Origin of the sequence: Bosea sp. Tri-49, from assembly GCF_003952665.1 — a bacterium.
GTDB lineage: Bacteria > Pseudomonadota > Alphaproteobacteria > Rhizobiales > Beijerinckiaceae > Allobosea.
The window spans coordinates 1797738-1815515 of sequence record NZ_CP017946.1 but is presented as its reverse complement, the minus strand read 5'-3'; the positions used below and the strand labels follow the sequence as shown (position 1 = coordinate 1815515).

23 protein-coding genes are annotated in these 17778 nt (G+C 64.6%); 19 read left to right on the top strand and 4 right to left on the bottom strand.

The features are described 5' to 3' along the window. Positions 1-4 precede the first annotated feature (4 nt). From BLM15_RS08920 to BLM15_RS08855, 15 genes are all read left to right on the top strand, one after another. The gene (locus BLM15_RS08920) at positions 5-1198 is read left to right on the top strand and encodes a DNA circularization N-terminal domain-containing protein (RefSeq protein WP_126112325.1); all 1194 of its coding nucleotides are present in this window, start codon (positions 5-7) and stop codon (positions 1196-1198) included. 15 nt (positions 1199-1213) lie between these two features. Next, entirely contained in the window at positions 1214-2356 is a 1143-nt protein-coding gene (locus tag BLM15_RS31315) for a phage baseplate assembly protein (protein WP_164547451.1), read from the top strand. Then, complete coding sequence (locus BLM15_RS08915) at positions 2353-2877, top strand: phage baseplate assembly protein domain-containing protein (protein WP_164547450.1); 525 nt, start codon at positions 2353-2355, stop codon at positions 2875-2877. Before BLM15_RS31315 ends, BLM15_RS08915 begins: the two co-directional genes overlap by 4 nt. Beyond that, on the top strand, positions 2877-3404 hold the full coding sequence (locus BLM15_RS08910; protein ID WP_126112321.1) for a phage GP46 family protein: 528 nt from the start codon (positions 2877-2879) through the stop codon (positions 3402-3404). The genes BLM15_RS08915 and BLM15_RS08910 overlap by 1 nt, the downstream gene beginning before the upstream one ends. Positions 3405-3411: 7 nt before the next feature. Beyond that, entirely contained in the window at positions 3412-4521 is a 1110-nt protein-coding gene (locus BLM15_RS08905) for a baseplate J/gp47 family protein (protein ID WP_126112319.1), read from the top strand. Positions 4522-4536: 15 nt separating this feature from the next. Further along, positions 4537-5175, top strand: coding sequence for a DUF2313 domain-containing protein (locus BLM15_RS08900; protein ID WP_126112317.1), 639 nt, complete (start codon positions 4537-4539; stop codon positions 5173-5175). Positions 5176-5185: 10 nt separating this feature from the next. Next, a complete protein-coding gene (locus BLM15_RS08895) occupies positions 5186-6505 on the top strand; it encodes a hypothetical protein (RefSeq protein WP_126112315.1) in 1320 nt (439 codons plus the stop codon). Beyond that, complete coding sequence (locus BLM15_RS08890; protein WP_126112313.1) at positions 6498-7037, top strand: DUF4376 domain-containing protein; 540 nt, start codon at positions 6498-6500, stop codon at positions 7035-7037. Before BLM15_RS08895 ends, BLM15_RS08890 begins: the two co-directional genes overlap by 8 nt. Before the next feature lie 33 nt (positions 7038-7070). Continuing rightward, positions 7071-7385 carry a hypothetical protein gene (locus BLM15_RS08885; RefSeq protein WP_236846615.1) on the top strand — a complete coding sequence of 105 codons (315 nt, stop codon included), beginning with the start codon at positions 7071-7073 and terminating at the stop codon, positions 7383-7385. A gap of 10 nt (positions 7386-7395) precedes the next feature. Continuing rightward, the gene (locus tag BLM15_RS08880) at positions 7396-8178 is read left to right on the top strand and encodes an N-acetylmuramidase family protein (protein ID WP_126112311.1); all 783 of its coding nucleotides are present in this window, start codon (positions 7396-7398) and stop codon (positions 8176-8178) included. 2 nt (positions 8179-8180) lie between these two features. After that, positions 8181-8741, top strand: coding sequence for a hypothetical protein (locus tag BLM15_RS08875; protein WP_126112309.1), 561 nt, complete (start codon positions 8181-8183; stop codon positions 8739-8741). Beyond that, positions 8741-9052 carry a hypothetical protein gene (locus BLM15_RS08870; protein WP_126112307.1) on the top strand — a complete coding sequence of 104 codons (312 nt, stop codon included), beginning with the start codon at positions 8741-8743 and terminating at the stop codon, positions 9050-9052. Before BLM15_RS08875 ends, BLM15_RS08870 begins: the two co-directional genes overlap by 1 nt. 14 nt (positions 9053-9066) lie before the next feature. Further along, a complete protein-coding gene (locus BLM15_RS08865) occupies positions 9067-10419 on the top strand; it encodes a hypothetical protein (RefSeq protein ID WP_126112305.1) in 1353 nt (450 codons plus the stop codon). Beyond that, positions 10416-10970 carry a nucleoside/nucleotide kinase family protein gene (locus tag BLM15_RS08860; RefSeq protein WP_126112303.1) on the top strand — a complete coding sequence of 185 codons (555 nt, stop codon included), beginning with the start codon at positions 10416-10418 and terminating at the stop codon, positions 10968-10970. The genes BLM15_RS08865 and BLM15_RS08860 overlap by 4 nt, the downstream gene beginning before the upstream one ends. A 103-nt stretch (positions 10971-11073) precedes the next feature. Next, positions 11074-11295, top strand: a complete 222-nt coding sequence (locus BLM15_RS08855; RefSeq protein WP_126112301.1) for a hypothetical protein — start codon at positions 11074-11076, stop codon at positions 11293-11295. A gap of 86 nt (positions 11296-11381) precedes the next feature. On the opposite strand, the gene BLM15_RS08850 is transcribed toward BLM15_RS08855, so the two are convergent. Next, a complete protein-coding gene (locus BLM15_RS08850; protein WP_126112299.1) occupies positions 11382-11726 on the bottom strand; it encodes a helix-turn-helix domain-containing protein in 345 nt (114 codons plus the stop codon). 45 nt (positions 11727-11771) lie between these two features. Here BLM15_RS08850 and BLM15_RS08845 point away from each other — a divergent pair, with 45 nt between their 5' ends. Further along, positions 11772-12788 (top strand): DNA cytosine methyltransferase, encoded by a 1017-nt coding sequence (locus BLM15_RS08845; RefSeq protein WP_164985400.1) that lies wholly within the window; start codon positions 11772-11774, stop codon positions 12786-12788. A 62-nt stretch (positions 12789-12850) separates the two neighbouring features. Further along, positions 12851-15061, top strand: a complete 2211-nt coding sequence (locus BLM15_RS08840) for an ATP-binding protein (RefSeq protein WP_126112295.1) — start codon at positions 12851-12853, stop codon at positions 15059-15061. Positions 15062-15106: 45 nt separating this feature from the next. Here the strand turns inward: BLM15_RS08840 and BLM15_RS08835 are convergent, their stop codons facing one another. Both BLM15_RS08835 and BLM15_RS08830 read right to left on the bottom strand, forming a co-directional pair. Further along, positions 15107-15334: a hypothetical protein gene (locus tag BLM15_RS08835; protein ID WP_126112293.1), complete on the bottom strand. Its 228-nt coding sequence runs from the start codon at positions 15332-15334 to the stop codon at positions 15107-15109. 87 nt (positions 15335-15421) lie between these two features. Beyond that, on the bottom strand, positions 15422-15691 hold the full coding sequence (locus tag BLM15_RS08830; protein ID WP_126112291.1) for a hypothetical protein: 270 nt from the start codon (positions 15689-15691) through the stop codon (positions 15422-15424). Between the two features lie 307 nt (positions 15692-15998). On the opposite strand from BLM15_RS08830, the gene BLM15_RS31310 reads away from it, so the two are divergent. Both BLM15_RS31310 and BLM15_RS08825 read left to right on the top strand, forming a co-directional pair. Continuing rightward, positions 15999-16148, top strand: coding sequence for a hypothetical protein (locus tag BLM15_RS31310; protein ID WP_164547448.1), 150 nt, complete (start codon positions 15999-16001; stop codon positions 16146-16148). After that, positions 16141-16920 (top strand): SOS response-associated peptidase, encoded by a 780-nt coding sequence (locus BLM15_RS08825; RefSeq protein WP_126112289.1) that lies wholly within the window; start codon positions 16141-16143, stop codon positions 16918-16920. Before BLM15_RS31310 ends, BLM15_RS08825 begins: the two co-directional genes overlap by 8 nt. A gap of 451 nt (positions 16921-17371) precedes the next feature. On the opposite strand, the gene BLM15_RS08820 is transcribed toward BLM15_RS08825, so the two are convergent. Further along, on the bottom strand, positions 17372-17767 hold the full coding sequence (locus tag BLM15_RS08820; RefSeq protein WP_126112287.1) for a hypothetical protein: 396 nt from the start codon (positions 17765-17767) through the stop codon (positions 17372-17374). Between the last annotated feature and the right edge of the window lie 11 nt (positions 17768-17778).

The following is a 17778-nucleotide window of genomic DNA, read 5'->3' as shown; positions in this document are numbered from 1 at the left end:
TCTTATGACCGACTGGACGAAGCGCCTGCGCCGGGCCTCCTTTTCCGGCCAGGCCTTCTATGTCGACACGGCGAGCGACGAGAGTGGCCAGCGCGTCGCGACGACGCCGATCCCGAATGCGCTCTGGGTGAATGAGAGCTTCGGGCCGGCGCCGCGCAAATTCGAGGTCGAGGCCTATCTGACCGGGCAGTTCTGCTATGCCCGGGCCGAGGCGCTCGGCCGGATGGCCGAGGACCGGCATCTTGGTTCGCTGATCCTGCCGGATCTGCCTGCGCCGGTGACCGTGCGCCTGACCAAGGCAAAGCGCGAGTTCCGGCGAGACAAGCTCGGCTATGCGGCGCTGTCGATCGAGGCGGTGGCCGATCCGCCAAAGCAGAATACTGGCCTGTCGGCCTCGATCCTGCAGAACAGCATTTTCAGCATCGGCGGCGTCATAGGCGCCGTGCTGGGCGGCTTCGTCTCTGCGGCCTTCGCCATCGTCGGACAGGTCGCGACCGTGGTCGAGGCCGCGCTCGGCGCCGTCGCCGGCGTCGTCGGCGATCTCGTCGGGTTGGCCGGCGCCGTCGGCCTCGCGCCGCTGGCGCAGGCCGCTTTCGACGCGGCGATCGGTACCGCCTTCAATGCCGTGCTCGGCTTCGCAGCCGATCCTGTCGCCTTCGCGGTTGGTATCGCCGACGCCGCGATCGTGCTCGGCGACCAGGCCGACCCGGCGCGGCTCGCCCAGGCGATCGTCGCGGCCGGGCGTCCGGACGACCCGCCACCGCCTTACGTGTCACAAGGCTCGGCCGTGACGATTGCCGAGAATGCCGGCCATGCGTTGACCATGACCGCCGTCATCCGGGCGCTGGCGCTCGGCGAAGCGATGGCCCGTCGCGACTATAGCGATCGGCCGGAGGCGATCGAGGCGCGGGCGGTGATGACTGCCGTCTTCGACGACGCGTTGGCGCGGATCGGCCCCGAAGGCATCGATCTCGCTCGCGAGCTTGGCACCATGCAGGGCCTGCTGTCCGAGCTAGTGCGCCGGCAGGAAACCGATATCGCTCCTCTGATCGAGGTGGCCTTGCCGGCGCCTCTGCCTTCGCTGGTCTGGGCTTATCGGCTCTATGGCGACCCGAGCCGGGCCGACGAAGTCGCGCGCCGCTCTGGCGCCTCGAACCCGGCCTTCCTGCCGGAGCGCTTCACGGCCCTGTCCAACTAACCCCCGGGTTCCGCCATGGCCTTCGAGATCGTGACGCTCCGGATTGCGGGGCTCGGCGACATGCGCCCGGTCACCATCGCGGTGGCCGGCGCGGTCGACGAGGCGGCCTCCAGCTTCGAGGCCAAGGTCAAGCACCCGGAGATGAGCCAGGCCGAATTGCTCGAGGCGCTCGCCGGCTCGCCGAAAATCCAGATCTACAGCGCCTTCAGCGACAACAAGCAGGCTGGCGCCGTCAAGAACGGGCAGGTGCAGCTCGGCGAATTGCTGCTGACCGGCCATGTCGAGAAGCGCTCGCCCTCGCTGCGCTCGGCCGAGGCCGAGCTGCCGATCGCCGGACGCTCGAAGACCGGCGACCTGGTCGATTCCTCGGCCGAGGCGAAGACAGGCGAATGGAAGAACAAGAAGGCAGACGAGGCCTTCAAGGATCTGACCGAGGGCTACGACGTCAAGATCGAGGTCGATTTCGAGCACAAGCCGAAGACGGTCTTCCGGGTCCGGCCCGGCGAGACGGTCCACCAAGCCGCTGATCGCTGGGCGCGCTCGGAAGGCTTCACCATCACCGACACGCCGGAAGGCAACGTCAAGACGACCTCGGCGAAGAACGCCAAGCGCCATGCCGGCGCGATCCGCGAGGGCATCACCACCTGGCCGAAGCTGCTCGACGCCTCGGCGGTGCATGACGACAGCAAGAAGTTCGGCCAGGTCAAGATCAAGGCGCAGGCGCCGGACGGCTATGGCCCGGACGCGCTGGAGATCGAGGCCGAGGCCAAGGACGAGACGATCAAGCGCAAGCGCCTGCGCGTCGTCACCCCGCCCGAGCTGATCCGCAAGGAAGACAGCCGCGAGCGGGCGAAATGGCACCGTGATCGCGCCGCCGGCGAGGGCACGACATGCGAGGTCACCGTGCTCGGCTGGCGCGACGAAAAACAGCGCTTCTGGACCAAGGGCTGGCTGGTGATGTGCGAGATCCCCAGCCTCGGCGTGGTCCAGGAGATGCTGATCAAGAAAGCATCCTTCGAGCAGTCCGACTCAGATGGCGAGGGCACGGTCGCCAAGCTTTCCCTGGTCGATCCGCGCACCTTCGGCGGCAAGAAGGGCAAGGGCGGCAAGTCCGGCAAGCATATGGACACCGGCAAGGCCGGAGGCGACGACACATGAGCGGCCTCTATCCGGAAAGCTCGGCGATCACGCGCGGCACGCTGGTCTCGCTCGACGACAGCGGCGACTGGCAGAAGAGCACGGTCCGCGGCTTCAAGGGCGAACAGTTCAGCGAGGTGCTGCGGGCGCAGTCGCATGGCGTGTCGTCGAACCCGCCCGCCGGCGCTGTCGGCAATTTCATGCGGCTTGGATCGAGCGACCGGCTCTTCGCGCTCGGCTTCGAAACGAAGGATCGCCCGCGCGATCTGCCCGCCGGTGCGACGGCGCTCTACAATGCCGACGGCACGGTCTGGAAGCTGCTGCCGGCCAAGGCCGATCTCGACCATGGCGGCAAGAACAACCACGAACGTGGCATCGCCAAGAAGAAAGTCGAGGCCTCGGACTGGATCCAGTTCGATGCCGGCGCCGTCTATCTCGGCAAGCCGCCTTATTTCCCGGTGATGACCTCCGCCGGCCTCTCGCAGCACGTCTTCGCCGGCATTGGCCCGGCAGCTCCGAACACTCCTACCGGCTCGATCTGATGACCTATCCGATCAACCTGCCGAAGCGCGGGCGCGAGCCGGCGTTGTTCTGGTCGACCTTCTGGGACGACGAGCATCTGCTCGGTGACTGGCGTGTCGCGCCAGCCGGCGATCCGGTCAATCCCGGCGGCCTCGATGCTACCGATCAGCTCGCCAGCGCCATCTACATCTCGCTCTTCACCGATCGGAAGGCACCGGAAGGCTGGCGCCCCGAAGTCGAGGACCGGCGCGGCTGGTGGGGCGATGAAGTCGCGCCGGAAGGTGAGCAAACCTACGAGCTCGGCAGCCATCTCTGGCTGCTGCGCAACGAGGTTTCGACCGAAGAGAATGCGATTGATGCCAAGCTTTATGCGCAGGAAGCGCTGGCCTGGCTGATCGACGAGCGCGTCGCCGCGAGCGTCACGGTCGAGAGCGGCCTGATCGAGCAGCCGCTTCGCGGCATCTGGCTGCACATCCTGATCACCGATCGCCAGGGCGAGATCGCCTTCGACAAGCGCTTCGCGCGGCTCTGGCGCGAGATCCTCTGAGGGCTGCATGACCTGGCAGATCAAGACCATCGACGAGCACGTCACCGATACGGTGCGCGCCTTCGACGCCAAGCTTCCGGGCGCCGACGCCGCCCTGCAGCGCAACAATCTGCGCCCGACAGCCAAGGTGATCGCCGCCGGGCATTTCAACCTCGAGCGTTTCATCGCCTGGGGCGTCGACCAGAAGTTCATCCTGACCTGCGCGCCCGAGCAGCTCGATCGCCATGGCGCCGAGATGAAGCCACCGGTGCCGCGCAAGAAGGCGACGCAGGCCAGGGGGCGCGTAACCGTTTCGGCGACAGGCCCCGCCACCCTCTCGGGCGGTGCTGTGCTGGTGCGCTCCGACGGGCAGTCATTTACCGCCGATGCCGGCGTCGTGCTGGCCGGTGCGGGGACGGCCGAAGTCGCAGTGACGGCGAGCCTGTCCGGCGGAGATGGCAATACCGCTGCAGGGGCCGCGCTGTCGGCGAGTTCGGGCCTGACCGGACCTGCGACCTTCGCGGTCACGGCTGGCGGCATCGGCGGCGGCGCAGATGTCGAGGAGCACGAGCCCTATCGCTCCCGCCTGCTCTTCGCCAAGGCCTATCCCGAGCATGGCGGCGCAGCGCCGGACTGGTATCGCTACACGCTCGCCGTGCCTGGCGTGACCCGGGCCTTCATCGAGCCGCTCGGCCATGGCCGCGGGACGGTCGTTATCTATCCCTTCTTCGACCTGACGCGGCAAAACGGCATTCCGCTGGAGAGCGATCGCCTGATCGTCGAGGCTGCCTTGCGTTCAACGGGGCCGGGAGCCGGGCTGCCGATCGTCAGGATTGCCGAGGCGGTGCCGGTCAACATGGCCTTCTCCGGCCTCTATCCGAATACACCGGAGGTGCAGCAGGCCGTCGCGGCGGAGATCGCGACGACCTTTTTTCGCAACTCCCGCGTCGCCGGCAACGCCGAGCCGCATCCCTCCATGCCCTTCCTCTGCGTCCCCGAGATCTTCTCGCGCTCCTGGCTCTGGCAGGCGGCGGCCAATGCCTCCGGCGAGCAGCGGCATGTCGTGGTCACGCCCGCCAGCGATATCAGCCTCTCTAGCGGCCAGACCGCCGTGCCCGGCACGCTCGCCTTCTCCTGATCGGAGTACCGACCCATGGCCGTGACGACGGGCTGCCATAGCGACGAGCAGCTGGCGCAATCGCTCGCCGCGCATCGGCCGCGCGGCGATGCTTGGCGCCATGGCGGCTTCGACGCGCTCGACGGCTCCGGCATGGGCGCCTTCTTTGCGGGCTTGGGCGCCGCCTTCGGCCCACTCGACCGGCGCGTCTGCGACATGGTCGACCAGTTCTTCTGCTCGACGGCAACCGAGACGCTCGACATCTGGGCGCGCGAATACGGCGTGCCCGATGGCTGCGACCCCTTCGCCGACATCTGCGAGAAGGTGAACGCCGTCGGCGACACCATTCCCGCCTATGCCGAGGCCGCAGCGCTGCGGCGCGGCTGGTCGATCACCATCGCAGAGGAATTCACGACCCTGGTCGAAGATTGCTGCATGGGCATGGGCCTGATGGGCACCATGATCATGGGAGCTGCGCAGGGTGTGACCTGGCGCATCGTGATCGACCGCGCCAAGTCGCCGGCCTATCAGGTCCCCGCGTCAACCGGCCCGATCATGGGCCTGATGCTGATGGCCGACGCGCTCGACTGCGACCCCGACAATGAAGGGCTGCGCTGCCTGATCAGGCGGATTGCGCCGGCCCATGCCGACCTCGTCTTCGAAACCATCAACTAAGGCTTGAGCTATGGTCAATCTTTGGGGTCCGGGCGCCTTCAGCGCGCTGCGGAGCGCGCTGACGCGCCCGCCGTTCACGCCATCCAATCTGCCGGGCGACCAGGACGATTGGTCGAAGGACTGTACCTCGCCTGCTGCTCGCGATGGCACCGAGTGGAAGGCCGCGCATCTCAACATCCTGCTGGCGCAGCTGCGCAATGTCGTGCGACCCAGCGGCGTCCCCGACAGCAATCTCGACGACTACCTGCTGATGCGGGCGATCCGTTCGGGCGGCCTCAACTACATCCAGGCCGGCGGCACGGCGAATGCGCTGACCCTGACCTATCCGGCTCCAACCGGCCCTGGCAGCTATAGCCAGCTGCGCTATGTCTTCGTCGTCGCGCCAGCGGCCAACACCCGCGCCGACGTGACCATCAACGTCAATGGCATCGGCGCGCGATCGATCCTACGCCGTGCCGGGGGTAAGCTGCGCCGCGGCGACATCCAGCCCGGGCCGATGCTGCTGGTCGATACAGGCTCGGCCTATGAACTCTTCGGCGCGGCCGGCACCTCGCGCACGCTGCTGCAGGCCAATCTGACGCTCTATGTCTCGACGAGCGGCAGCGACGTCGCGAATGACGGTCTCGACCCGGGTTCGCCATTCGCGACGTTGCAAAAGGCCTGGGACACGATCGTCAACGGCTACGACCTCAACGGCTTTCTGGCAGCGGTCGAGATCGCGGACGGCACCTTTACCGCCGGCTTCTCCGCCACCAGCGCGCCGCTCGGCGCGACGGGCGGCACTGGCGCTGTGACCTTCAAGAGCACGTCCGGCGTTGCCGCGAACGTCATCATCGCGGTGCCCAGCGGCAACGCCTTCCGGGCGCAGGGCGGCGCGCAATTCACCCTGCAGAACATCACCGTACAAGCGCCCGGCGCAAGTTCTTCCTGCCTTGTCGCGACCAGCGGTGGCCTGATCGCCTTCACCGGCCTGCGTTTCGGCACTGCTAGCCTAGCCCACCTCAATGCCGCCAATGGCGGCTTCATCCAGGCAACTGGCTCCTACGCGATCGTCGGCGGCGCGCAATTCCACGCTGTCGGATCGAGCGGGTCGATCGTCTCGGTCGGCAACGTCACCGTGACGCTGACCGGCACCCCGGCCTTCTCGGCGGCCTTCGCCTATACCCAGCAAGGCAGGGTCGAGTTCATCGGCACGTTGTACGGCGGCGGCGCAACCGGCTCTCGCTACAACGCCAGCGAGAACGGCGTGATCTCGACCAATGGTGCGGGCATCTCTGCCTTGCCCGGCAATGCTGTCGGTACACTCTCCTCCGGAGGGCAATATGTTTAACCCGCGCGATTGGTACTGGCTCGCCGCCGACGGCCGGCTATTCGGATCGGGGCGCGGCGGGCTCGTCGCGGATGCCGAAAATGATGCCGCGTATGCTGCTTGGCGGGATCTCGGCCGCTCCGCCACTCCCTGGCCGTCCGACGCCGAGGGCGAGCAGACCACCGCCGCCCTGCAGGAAGTGCTCGCGCCCTTCGGCCTCTTCGCCGATCTCGTCGCCTATGCCGCCGATCGGCGCTGGAGCAAGGAAGTTGGGGGACTGACTGTCGCCGGCGTTCCAATCGCCACCGATGATCGCAGCAAGGTCATGATCATCGGCGCGCGCGTCGCTGCCGAGGCAGACGCTGGCTGGTCGACCACCTGGCATGGAGCCGACGGCGGCACCTATCCAGTCGACGCAGCGGCGATGCTCGTGATCAGCGATGCCATCCAGGCGCACGTCAACCAGAGCTTCGCCACCTTCGCGGCCGTGAAGGCCGATATCGAAGCCGGCGAGATCACCACGGCGGCAGAGGTCGACGCCGCGTTCGCCTGATTTCCGTCCGGCTAGCCAACATCGGAGCATCCCATGCCGCTCGCGCTTGCTGCGTTGGCGCTACTCGCGCTCGTCCAGAGTGCGGGCGCGCACAGTTGGTACCCCTACGATTGCTGCAGCGACCGCGACTGCTGGCCGATGGGGCCGGACACGGATGCGCGCGAGCCTGACCCGCGCGTCGTTCCCGGCGGTTACCTCACCCATGACGGGATCTTCGTCGCCGAGCGCGACGCTCGGCCCTCGAAGGATGGCCGCTTTCATGTCTGCCGCTATGGCGGCGCCCGCGAGTCCGGCGTGATCACCACGTCCAAGGGCGTCTGCCTCTTCGTTCCCCAGCCGACCTTCTGAGAGGCCTCCCATGACGCTGAAGTTCAACGGTCCGGCCAAGCGGCTGGAGGATATCGATTTGCCGCGCATCGGCGCGATGATCGGCGTCGGCGAAGACGAGGTGCATGCCTTCATCGAGGTCGAGACGCGGGGAGGGGGCTTCGACGTTCAGAACCGTCCGAAGATCCTGTTCGAGCCGCATGTCTTCTATCGCAACCTGCCCGCGGGCGCTCGCCGCGACCAGGCGGTCAAGGCCTCGCTCGCCTGCAAGAGCTGGGGCCAACTGCCCTATGGCAAGGAGAGCGAGCAATATCCAAAGCTGCTGCGGGCGCTGCTGATCGACGAGACGGCGGCGCTCAAGGCCTGCTCCTGGGGGCTCGGCCAGGTGCTCGGCGAGAACCATGTCGCCGCCGGCTACGAGACCGTGCAGGCGATGGTCGCGGACTTCACGCTCGACGAGGACAACCACCTCGAGGCCGCGATCCGCTTCATCAAGGCGAACGGGCTCGACGACGAGCTCCGCCGGCATGATTGGGCCGCCTTTGCCCGCGGCTATAACGGCCCCGGCTACAAGAAGAACGGCTACGATACGAAGCTGGCCGCCGCCTTTGCGAAGTGGAAGCGGATCAGGGATACGCCCTGGACCGGCGACCTTCCGGCTGCCCCAGCGAAGCTGCCGCCGCTGAACGCGCCGCCCGCCGCCGCGCCGCTGCCGCCGCCGCTCGACATGGCTGCATCCGGTGATGATGCCGCTCCTCCGCCCGGCTTCGTCGCCCGCATGCTCGCCGGCTTCCGCGGCGCCATTGGAGCCTGATCATGGATCTCGCAACCACCTTGGGCGGGCTCGTCGCCCAGCTCTTCAAGCTCGGCGCGCCGCAGCTCGGCACCGTGATCGGCACGGCGATCGGCGGCCCGGCGGGGGCCGCTGTCGGTGGTCTCGCCGGTAAGGCGATCGAGGGGCTCGCCGGCAAGCTCGGCGTGCCCGCCACGGTCGACGCCGTGGCCGAGGCTGTCCAGAAGGACGAGGCGGCGCCGATCGTCGCTCGCGTCGAGACGACCGTGCCGGAGATGATCCGGCTCTGGGAGATCGAGGCGCAGCGCGGTTCGGATGCGCAGGCGGCCGAAATCGACAAGGGCTTCGGCGCCTGGCAGTTCTGGCGTGGCGCCTGGCAGGCGATGATCATCGCCGGCTGGTGCGTCATCGTGTTCTGCGCCCTGTTCGGCGGCAATATCGGCGTGAAGCCGCTGCTGACCATGACCGAAGTAGTCTCGTCCTGGGGTTCGGTGACGCTGACCTGGCTCGCGGTCTTCAATGGCGGTCACACGCTGAAGGAGATCGCCCCGGTGATCGGCTTCGGCCGGAAGGCTGGCCGCTGATGCATGATATCTCGCTATCCTATGCGGTCCTGCTGACCGGCGGCGCGATGCTGGTGGGCATCGCCTCCAGCTATGCGGTGACGCGCAGCCAGGTCGGCAACCTCGCGGACCGCCTGCGCTCGGCCGAGGCTGAGATCAAGCAGGGTCAGATCGACCTTGCTGCCTTCAAGCTCGACGCCGCCCGCCGCTTCGTCACCGACGAGATGATGACCAAGCTCGAGGAGCGGGTGGTCGACGCGATCAACCGCCTCGGCGACAGGCTCGATCGCATCCTCGAAACCCGCCCCAGCTCGCGAAAGCCCGGTCTCTGATGCCGCATCCGTTCTTGACGCAACCGCTCGCCCTCGATCTGGCGACAGCGGCAGTCGCGGCTGTCGAAGCCGCATCCCGAGATGGCGCGCTCTGGCCGCTGCCGCATGGCAGCCGCAAGCGCTCGGCCGCGCAGGAAGCCGCCGTCGCGCTCGGCCTCTCGGTCACCACCCTGAAGGCACGGCTCTCCGCCGCCTGGCGCGTGCACAAGCTTGCGCCAAACGGCATCGCGCCGCGAGACAAGCGCGCCGGCGCGAAGCCGGCGCCGGAAGAGAAGCCGAAGCCCGCCGAACCGACCCCGGCCGATCAGCGCCGCATCGTCGGGCTCGAGGACGAGGTCAAGCGCCTGCGCGGCCAGCTGCGCGACCAGCACCGCGAGGATCTCGATACCGAGGCCGTGCGCGTTCTCCTCGGCCGCATCGCTGCGGCGAGCGTTTCGCCGCCGAGCTGGACGATCGAGCCAGGCGATGGTCGTGGCAAGGGCACCCCGGAAGTGCCGGTCACAGTCTGGTCCGACTGGCATATGGGCGAGGTCGTCTCACTGACCGAAACCGGTGGCAAGAACGTCTACAACCCGGGAATCGCCGAGCAGCGCGTCCGCTCGCTGGTCGCGGCGACGATATCGATCGCCCGCAACCATGGCCCCGGCAACTATCCCGGCATCGTCGTCAATCTGCTGGGCGACTTCGTCTCCGGGGGATTGCATCCCGAGCTCGCCAAGACCGACCAGGAAGAGGTGATCCCGACCGTCCTGCGCTGCGTCTCGCTGCTCTCCTGGGCTCTGCGACAGATCGCTGACACCTTCGGACAGGTCTACGTGCCCTGCGCCTCCGGCAACCATGGCCGCGCGACGCAGAAGCCGGAGTTCAAGCGCTACATCTATAAGAACTTCGACTGGCTGATCTACCAGTTGCTGGCGCGCGAGTTCGCGGGGGATTCCCGGCTCGTCTTCGAGATCCCGGACACCAACGAGGTGCACTATCGCGTCTTCGGCCAGCGCTATCTGGCGATGCATGGCGACATGCTTGGCGTGAAGGGCGGTGACGGCATCATCGGCTCGCTCGGCCCGATCGCACGCGGCGAGACGAAGGTCGGCAAGCAGGCCTCGGCGCTCGGCCTCGACTACGATGTCCTGGTCATTGGCCACTGGCACCAGATGCTCTGGCTGCCGCGCGTCATCGTGTCCGGCACGCTGAAGGGCTGGGACGAATATGCCCGCTCAGCTCTGCGCGCCCCGCCGGCGCCGGCCTGCCAGCCGCTCTGGTTCGTGCACCCGCGCCGCGGCATCACCTCGCGCTGGGAGATCGGCGTCGAGGAGCCAAAGGCGGGGCAGGGCGAGGAATGGGTCAGCTTCCGGAGGGTGGCATGATGTTGGCAGCTGATCAAAGCGCAGTCATCGGGTTCTGCGGGCTCGCCGGCAGCGGCAAGACCACGCTGGCGGAGTATCTCGTTGAGCACCACGGCTTCGTCCGCGTGCCGTTCGCCGGCCCGCTCAAGGCGATGGCGGCGGCTTTCGGGCTCACCCCAGCCGAGATGTCCGGATCGCTCAAGGAAGAACCCTGCGAAGCGCTCTGCGGCAAGACGCCAAGGCAGTTCATGCAGCTGCTCGGCACCGAGTTCGGCCGCCAGATGCTGGGGCCGGATCTCTGGGTCAACGCCTGGCGCCGGGCCGTGGCGCGGCACCTGGAGGAAGCCCTGGTCGACGACAGGCCCCTGCGGATCGTCTGCGACGATGTCCGCTTCGCTAATGAGGCGGCACCAATCCGAGCGCTCGGCGGTCGGGTGGTCATGCTGTTGCGGCGAGGTGCTGGCTCGAAGAGCGGCTTCAGTCATCCGAGCGAGGCGCTCGACTTCCTGCCGGACAAATGCGTGGGGAATGACCGCGAGATCCAGATGGCGCTTGAAGAGGCGCTCGCATGAAAAAGCCCCGCCGATTCGCGCCGGCGGGGTTTTTTGTTTGCTCTTCCCGCCGATCTAAAGGACTTTAGATCGGCCTGATTTTGGCGGTTTTGCGGGGGAAGAGATGCCATTTTCATCGCTGACCGACCCGGCTGACCTGGCTCGGGCAGGCGCGGCGCTGGACGCCGCTTGGGACGAAATCAAATCGAGCGTGCCTGAGGGATATGACGAGCGAGAGCGCGTTCGGCTTGCCTACATCGTGGCAAGCTTTTCGGCGGTAGCTGAAGACGAGGACGAACTAATCCGGCGCGCCATCGAGCGATATCGGCAATCGGTTTTGGCTTAGCCCCCGTTCCCGTATCGCTGAGGCCATAATTCGCCCTTCGCAAAACGCCCTGCGCTGCTGTCATTTATCGGACAACGAGCAATTACCTAAAACTTGTGCTCCGTCGCGAGTGCAGCCGTCAGCATGTCGATGCTTGACCTCAGCATAAGCAGGTCGCCGCCTGATGCGACGAAGCGATCGATGGCATCCCGGACGCCATCCACGCCTGGGTCAGCAGTGCCTGTTTTCATATGGATATATTGGACGAGGCGGCGAAGACGTGGTGTCATTTTCTGAAAATTACCATTCGCCACGTTCCACACAAATGGCTGGGCGACGCCGACGCGTTTAGCCAGTGAGGTAGGCGAAAGCCCCTGGGTCCGTAAGAATTCGGTAACCGTCTCAGTGATACGTTGTCTTTCAACTACGCTTAACGGTTCGTGATGCGCCATCACGGAAGTCTCTCGTCCCTTGCGCAGTATCTATATGAATATATAATGATCATGGCAAGGATGGAGCGATCCGTGGCGCCGACGTTCATCGACCTGTTCGCCGGAGCCGGGCTTTTCAGTGCGGGGATGATGCGGGCGGGGTTCAATCCCGTGCTGGCCATCGATCTGGACCGGGAGGCTGTTGCGTCCTACTGCCGCAACGTCTCACCCTGCGCAGTTCGCGGCTCGGTCACGGATGCGACCGCCGTTCCGAAGGCGGACGTCCTCATCGCTGGCCCCCCTTGCCAAGGCTTCAGCACTCTCGGCAGGCGCGATCCCACGGACATCAGAAATGATCTTAGCTTGGCGATCCTGCCGTGGATCGAGGCCGCCTCTCCGTCGCTCGTAGTCGTCGAGAATGTCCCGCCATTTCTGAGGTCCGCGCAATGGCGTCGCCTGGCGCGGCGGCTTGGATCTTTAGGATTTCGGATCCAAACTTGGGAATTGGAAGCGTTTGAATTCGGCACGCCCCAGCTGCGGCGGCGCGCTTTTACCGTCGCCTCTCGGATCGGCACGGTCCCACGTCCGCAGGCGGGCAGCCTGCGTATCTCTGCGGGCGACGCGCTTTTCGCGCCAATTGTCCCCGACGATCCAATGCACCGTTGGCCAACGCCCGCGGGTATCGCCGCGGAGCGGATTGTTCTTGTACCGCCCAATGGCGATAAGCGCGACATCATGCGCGATCGGCCGGACCTTTGCCCGCCGTCTTGGGCGCGGGTCGGGTGTCAGGCGACCGACGTCTGGGGGCGGATCAATCCGTCCGAGCCGGCAAATACTTTGCGCTGCACCTTTCAAAATCCCTCCAAGGGCCGCTATCTGCATCCCTTCGAAAACCGCTGCCTGTCGCTTCGTGAGGGTGCGCGTCTGCAAGGTGTGCCAGACAGTTGGATCTTCGAGGGTAAGAACTATCCGGTCGCCCGCCAGATCGGCAACGGCGTTCCAATCCCGCTCGCGACCGCCGTTGCCGTTTCCCTAGCGCAAGTTTTCTCCCAGCACCGCGATCTTGTCGACAAGGCCGCATAAGCGCGGCAAACCGGCACAACTACCTGTTTGCCCGCACGCGAATTTCGCGCAATGTGTTGCTTATGAGCACAGTCGCCGAATCCGCATCTGCTCCCGATCTGCCCGCCGAATTCCCTATGAGCGTGCAAGGAGGCATGCTCGAGGCGCTCGGCATCAACATGTATACGACCATCGGCAAATGCCTGGTCGAGTTTGTCGCGAATGCCTTCGATGGCGATGCCAAGCAGGTCAACATCACCATCCCGATCGAGGCGATCGGTGAGGCGCGTGCGAAGCTGCGCGCGCTGGCTAAGGCGGAGGTAGCCGACGGCAAGCGCGATCCTTTCAAGGTGTTGCTGACGCCGCTGCCGAACGAAATCACCGTGATCGTCGAGGACGATGGGCACGGCATGTCGCCGCACGAGATCGAACACAAGTTCCTGCCGCTAAACCGCAAGCGGCGAGACGACGGGACGGGCAATGAGACTGTGCTGAAGACCGAAAGCGGCGGTCGCAATGTCATGGGCCGCAAAGGCCTGGGCAAACTAGCCGGCTTTGGTGCTGCGGTTACGGTCACGATCCGCACGAAGCGCCGTGGAGAAAACTACGCGACGACCTTCGTTATGGACTATGGGCAGATCGAGCACGCCGTGGATCTGGCCAACATCCGCATCCCAGCGAGCTACGAATATGGACTCGACCCGGAAGCGCAGGGTACGCGCATCATCCTTTCCGGGCTTAAAGCGGATGCGGTCAAGCATTCACTCGACACAATCCGGCATACCATCGGCGAAGCTTTTTTTGGCATTGAGCCGACTCAGATGGCCGTTCGCATCAACAGCGAAATCGTCGAGGCGCCAGCGCCGACTTACGAGTTTATTTATCCCGAAGGTATGTCGCGCGGCGACCTGTCCGAGGCCGTGCTTAACATCGATGGCATCATCGAGCTTCCGGTCCAGTTCATTGTCGGGTTTCGCCCACGTGGCGAACATCTGCCAGTCTCGCAAAGAGGTGCTCGAATCTACTGCAACGGCAGGCTCGCTGCCGGCCCGTCGCTATTCGACTTGCCCACCGGCATGCACAACTTCCACAGCCAGAGCTACATGGAATGCATTGTGCGCGCCGATGAGGTCGATCGGCACGGTGTCGATTTGGTCAATACCAACCGGACGCAGCTTCGGCAGGATAATGAGGTCGTGCGGGCGCTGATCGCCTTCGTCGAAGACCAGATGCGCATCGCGCTTGCGCACCATGCTCGGTGGCGCGAAGGAGTTGCTGAGGAGCAGCTCGATAGCGCCGAAGAGACCCAATCCTACGTTCGCGTTCTTGAGCGTTTGCCTACCAAGACAAGGGCTTCGGCGCGCAAGATGCTTCGCACATTGGGCTCTATGCACGGCTATGCGAGCGAAGAATTTCGCGAGCTAGCGCCCTTAATGATCGACACGATGAATGCCGGCGATGTTCTTATTCGGTTGACCGAGCTCGGGCACGATCCCAAGTCGCTAACGGTTATCGCCGGCCATCTCGCAGAGCTTGCCGACATCGAGAAGAACGATGCGCTGAAACTCTATCGCGGGCGGCGCAGTGCTATCACCGCGCTGACGACTTTGATTGATCGCGGCGAGTATGAGCTTTGGAAAAAAAAGGGCATCGAAAAGAGCCTACACACGATCCTTAAGGACGATCCTTGGCTCATTAAAGCGGAATACTCACGATACCTGACCAGCGATCATGACCTTACAAAAGTCTCGACTGCTCTTGCTAAGCACCTGGGCGTCGACGAATTCGCAGCGTTAGAAGATTCGACTAGGCCAGATCTTGTTTTCGTCATGGCCGATAGTGCCGCTCCGCATGTACTAAACGTCGTTGAGCTCAAGAGCCCCAGCATCCCGCTCGACAATGAGCATCTGACCCAACTCGAAACCTATATGGCGAAACTGTCTAACTATGCGGTGACAGAATTAGGTCGTCCACTCACTGTTCACGGGTTTCTGATCGGTGCGATGCCTGACGCGCAGAAGCCAACCGATAGCCAGTTTCTTCTGCTAGAAAAGATCAAGAACGTGCAACCTGGAACTAAGTGGGCAGTACTCGGTGTACGCCAGCTTCTCGAACGTGCGATGGCGACACATCTGGATGCCATTCGGTCCTTGGAGCAGGATCTCGATGAGCATGAGGCGGACTCAAAACAGAGGAATGCTGCTGTGCCTCTGCCGCTGATTCTGACCGACGAAACATCTATCCGTGCTCGCGATCGCCCAGCCCGCGTTACCCCCTCCCTCGGGGGGGGGTAGCCATGAATGACCGGGCGTTAGGCGCGGTTTGAAAAAACTGAGACCTCACCGTTTCTGGGTGACCTCATAGTGCTCGTCGATGCTGCCGCGCGACATCAGGTTCTTGCTGCCGCATTTCGAGCATCGGTAGCGCAGGCAGATATCCGGAATCGGAAGATCATCGGGCAGGCCTTCCATCCTGATCTCAGCATGGTTGAGGCAATCATTGCACCAGACCTCAGCACGCGTGTGCCCGAGTCGCCGGTCGGAACCGACGGTCGCAGGCTGCATCATGCTGCCGTCCTTGTTATAGGCGCGGCGCGGGTTTCTATCTGCTCGGCTCATCGGCGCCGGCGCATCAGTTGAGGTCGCTGGTCTTCTTCACGCGCGGGCTTCCCGCACGAAGTAGTAGCCGAGGTCCCCGCGCTGCTCGACCAGCCAGAGCTGCGGCTTGCCGTCGGCCGTGATCCAGAACGAATAACCGCGGTTGGGCTCCATATCGTAAGGCGGATCGAAGGTGTGGGTTCGTTCCGGGCCGAAATCGTCGGCGACATTAGCAAAGGTGACCTTGCTGCGATCCTTGGGCACCATGATCTGCATCATCTGCTCCCATGACAGGGGAGTTCCGGCAGGGCTGTGCGGCCTCGGCATGGCTTGACTCCTACGCTATATGTTCCGCTTATGTTCTCATTATCAGGGAACGCGGACTATGTCACCACCGGCGCCAGAGCGTCCGACCTTGGACACCTTGCTACGGGAATATCCCTGGGTTCTGATCCGCTTTCGGTGCCACCACTGCGAACGCGGCGGCGATTCCCGGCTCGCTGACTGCGTTGCTCAATTCGGAACTCGAGCACCCCTGCGTCGGCTGCTGCGGGTCTTCGTCTCGCATTGCCCATGGGACCCACACAGCGGCACGCACAAGCCGCAGAAGTACGGTCGCAAGTGCGGGGCCTACATGCCAGATATCGGCCGCGTCGGGCCGCCGGACCTGCCGCCAGCGCTGCTCGAATGGCAGTTGATCGAAGGCGGCAAGGGCGACATGCTCCCGGCCGAGCCAACGGCGCCGCGACGCCGCCGGCGCGTTGGCGAGGGCGATGATGTGTAATCTCTACAGCCACACCCGCAACGTAGAGGCAATGCGCAAGCTGTTCGCCCCGTTCAACGATGGCGGTGCAAATTTCGCCAACCTGCCGCCCCAGCCCGGCATCTTCCCTGATTACGAGGCGCCTATCATCCGCAATGAGGATGGCGAGGCGCGCCTGGCGATGACGCGCTGGGGCATGCCGTCATCGAAGAAGGCGCTGCTCGATGCCGCGACGAGGCGCGCCGACAGGCTACGAGCGAAGAACAAGCCAGTCGACTTCGACCTGCTGCTGCGCATGGAGCCCGATAGCGGCACGACCAACGTGCGCAACACCTCAAGCTCGCATTGGAAGCGCTGGCTCGACGTGCCGAACCGTTGCCTGGTGCCTTTCACCAGCTTCAGCGAGTTCAACCGCGACGCCGGCGGCGATGTCTGGTTCGCATTCGGCGAGCACCGCCCCACTGCCTTCTTCGCCGGGATTTGGGCGCCGCAATGGACCAGCGTACGCAAGGTGAAGAAAGGGGAGGAGACCGCAGACCTCTTCGCCTTTCTCACGACCGATCCGAACGCCGAGGTAGCGCCGATTCACCCCAAGGCCATGCCAGTGATCCTGACGACACCGGAGGAGTGCGCCGCCTGGATGACGGCACCCTGGGAGCAGGCGAAGGCGCTGCAACGACCGCTGCCCAACGGGATGCTTGAGATCGTCGCGCATGGCGTGAAGAAAGATGATCCGACCGACCCGGCGCTGTTCCCAGCGGTCAAGCCGCCAGCCCAAGGCGACCTGTTCTGATGGGCCATTGGTCCTGGCCGCATTCATGCTCAAAATTGGCGGCGTCCTATAGGATCTCCAGATCGCCAAGTCGTGTAACAAACTGCGTAACAATTTTCCTTAGCGGTGACCTTAGAAGTTTAAAAAATTAATTCTTATCAATGACTTAGGAAGCTGGCATGTTCGGTTCGAATCCTAGTCCCCCAGCCACTTTCTTAAGTGGTTGATCTAAAATAGAAATCTGAAATTTCTACAGCGACTGTTCGTAATATCTGGACATAACGCAGCGACTTGCCGCGAGCGTTTTCCCCAGCGCTTATGGAACACAGAACATGGGTGGGGAGACTGCCCACACTTCAATGCGTGGACCTCTTCCAGGTGAATGAGCTGCCGCGGCTGCGTATGCACTTGCGGTCGCAAAATGCCCGCCAGTCTGCACCGGCGGGCCTTGTATCGTTAGTCGCCCCAGGCCTCAGCCCCCGCTGCGCAGCCAATCGCTCGCCAGTCTCTGCGCCTCCACCTCCGACCCGACCACCTTGAACGGATAGGGGATGAACGCCGCCATCGCGACATTCAGCAGCTTGCCGAGCAGCGCCATGCGCTTGGCCTCGTCCGGCTCGACCCGGACCGCCCCCGCGACGAGCCGGCCGAGATCCCTGCGCCGACGCTTCGACCAGTCCTTGTAGAGCCGGTTGAAGCGCGATGACTGCTCCGGCCGCTCGACGCCGTCGAAGATCAGGACGAAGCGCTCGCCGCGGGCTAGCAGCGCGTCGAACGCGGCGAGGAGATCGTCGGCCTCATCGTCCAGGATCACGGGCGGCATGGTCCAGCGCACGACCGGCCACGATGAGGCGTCGATGATCGTCATCGCCTCGCGCC

Bases quoted from the DNA above. Each gene is read 5' to 3' on its own strand.
- BLM15_RS08905 (WP_126112319.1), top strand. From the start codon at position 3,412: ATGACCTGGCAGATCAAGACCATCGACGAGCACGTCACCGATACGGTG.
- BLM15_RS08850 (WP_126112299.1), bottom strand. From the start codon at position 11,726: ATGGCGCATCACGAACCGTTAAGCGTAGTTGAAAGACAACGTATCACT.
- BLM15_RS31310 (WP_164547448.1), top strand. From the start codon at position 15,999: ATGCCAGATATCGGCCGCGTCGGGCCGCCGGACCTGCCGCCAGCGCTG.
- BLM15_RS08840 (WP_126112295.1), top strand. From the start codon at position 12,851: ATGAGCACAGTCGCCGAATCCGCATCTGCTCCCGATCTGCCCGCCGAA.
- BLM15_RS08855 (WP_126112301.1), top strand. From the start codon at position 11,074: ATGCCATTTTCATCGCTGACCGACCCGGCTGACCTGGCTCGGGCAGGC.
- BLM15_RS08830 (WP_126112291.1), bottom strand. From the start codon at position 15,691: ATGCCGAGGCCGCACAGCCCTGCCGGAACTCCCCTGTCATGGGAGCAG.
- BLM15_RS08845 (WP_164985400.1), top strand. From the start codon at position 11,772: ATGATCATGGCAAGGATGGAGCGATCCGTGGCGCCGACGTTCATCGAC.
- BLM15_RS08870 (WP_126112307.1), top strand. From the start codon at position 8,741: ATGCATGATATCTCGCTATCCTATGCGGTCCTGCTGACCGGCGGCGCG.
- BLM15_RS31315 (WP_164547451.1), top strand. From the start codon at position 1,214: ATGGCCTTCGAGATCGTGACGCTCCGGATTGCGGGGCTCGGCGACATG.
- BLM15_RS08860 (WP_126112303.1), top strand. From the start codon at position 10,416: ATGATGTTGGCAGCTGATCAAAGCGCAGTCATCGGGTTCTGCGGGCTC.
- BLM15_RS08890 (WP_126112313.1), top strand. From the start codon at position 6,498: ATGTTTAACCCGCGCGATTGGTACTGGCTCGCCGCCGACGGCCGGCTA.
- BLM15_RS08820 (WP_126112287.1), bottom strand. From the start codon at position 17,767: ATGACGATCATCGACGCCTCATCGTGGCCGGTCGTGCGCTGGACCATG.
- BLM15_RS08825 (WP_126112289.1), top strand. From the start codon at position 16,141: ATGTGTAATCTCTACAGCCACACCCGCAACGTAGAGGCAATGCGCAAG.
- BLM15_RS08910 (WP_126112321.1), top strand. From the start codon at position 2,877: ATGACCTATCCGATCAACCTGCCGAAGCGCGGGCGCGAGCCGGCGTTG.
- BLM15_RS08920 (WP_126112325.1), top strand. From the start codon at position 5: ATGACCGACTGGACGAAGCGCCTGCGCCGGGCCTCCTTTTCCGGCCAG.
- BLM15_RS08875 (WP_126112309.1), top strand. From the start codon at position 8,181: ATGGATCTCGCAACCACCTTGGGCGGGCTCGTCGCCCAGCTCTTCAAG.
- BLM15_RS08915 (WP_164547450.1), top strand. From the start codon at position 2,353: ATGAGCGGCCTCTATCCGGAAAGCTCGGCGATCACGCGCGGCACGCTG.
- BLM15_RS08885 (WP_236846615.1), top strand. From the start codon at position 7,071: ATGCCGCTCGCGCTTGCTGCGTTGGCGCTACTCGCGCTCGTCCAGAGT.
- BLM15_RS08835 (WP_126112293.1), bottom strand. From the start codon at position 15,334: ATGATGCAGCCTGCGACCGTCGGTTCCGACCGGCGACTCGGGCACACG.
- BLM15_RS08880 (WP_126112311.1), top strand. From the start codon at position 7,396: ATGACGCTGAAGTTCAACGGTCCGGCCAAGCGGCTGGAGGATATCGAT.
- BLM15_RS08895 (WP_126112315.1), top strand. From the start codon at position 5,186: ATGGTCAATCTTTGGGGTCCGGGCGCCTTCAGCGCGCTGCGGAGCGCG.
- BLM15_RS08900 (WP_126112317.1), top strand. From the start codon at position 4,537: ATGGCCGTGACGACGGGCTGCCATAGCGACGAGCAGCTGGCGCAATCG.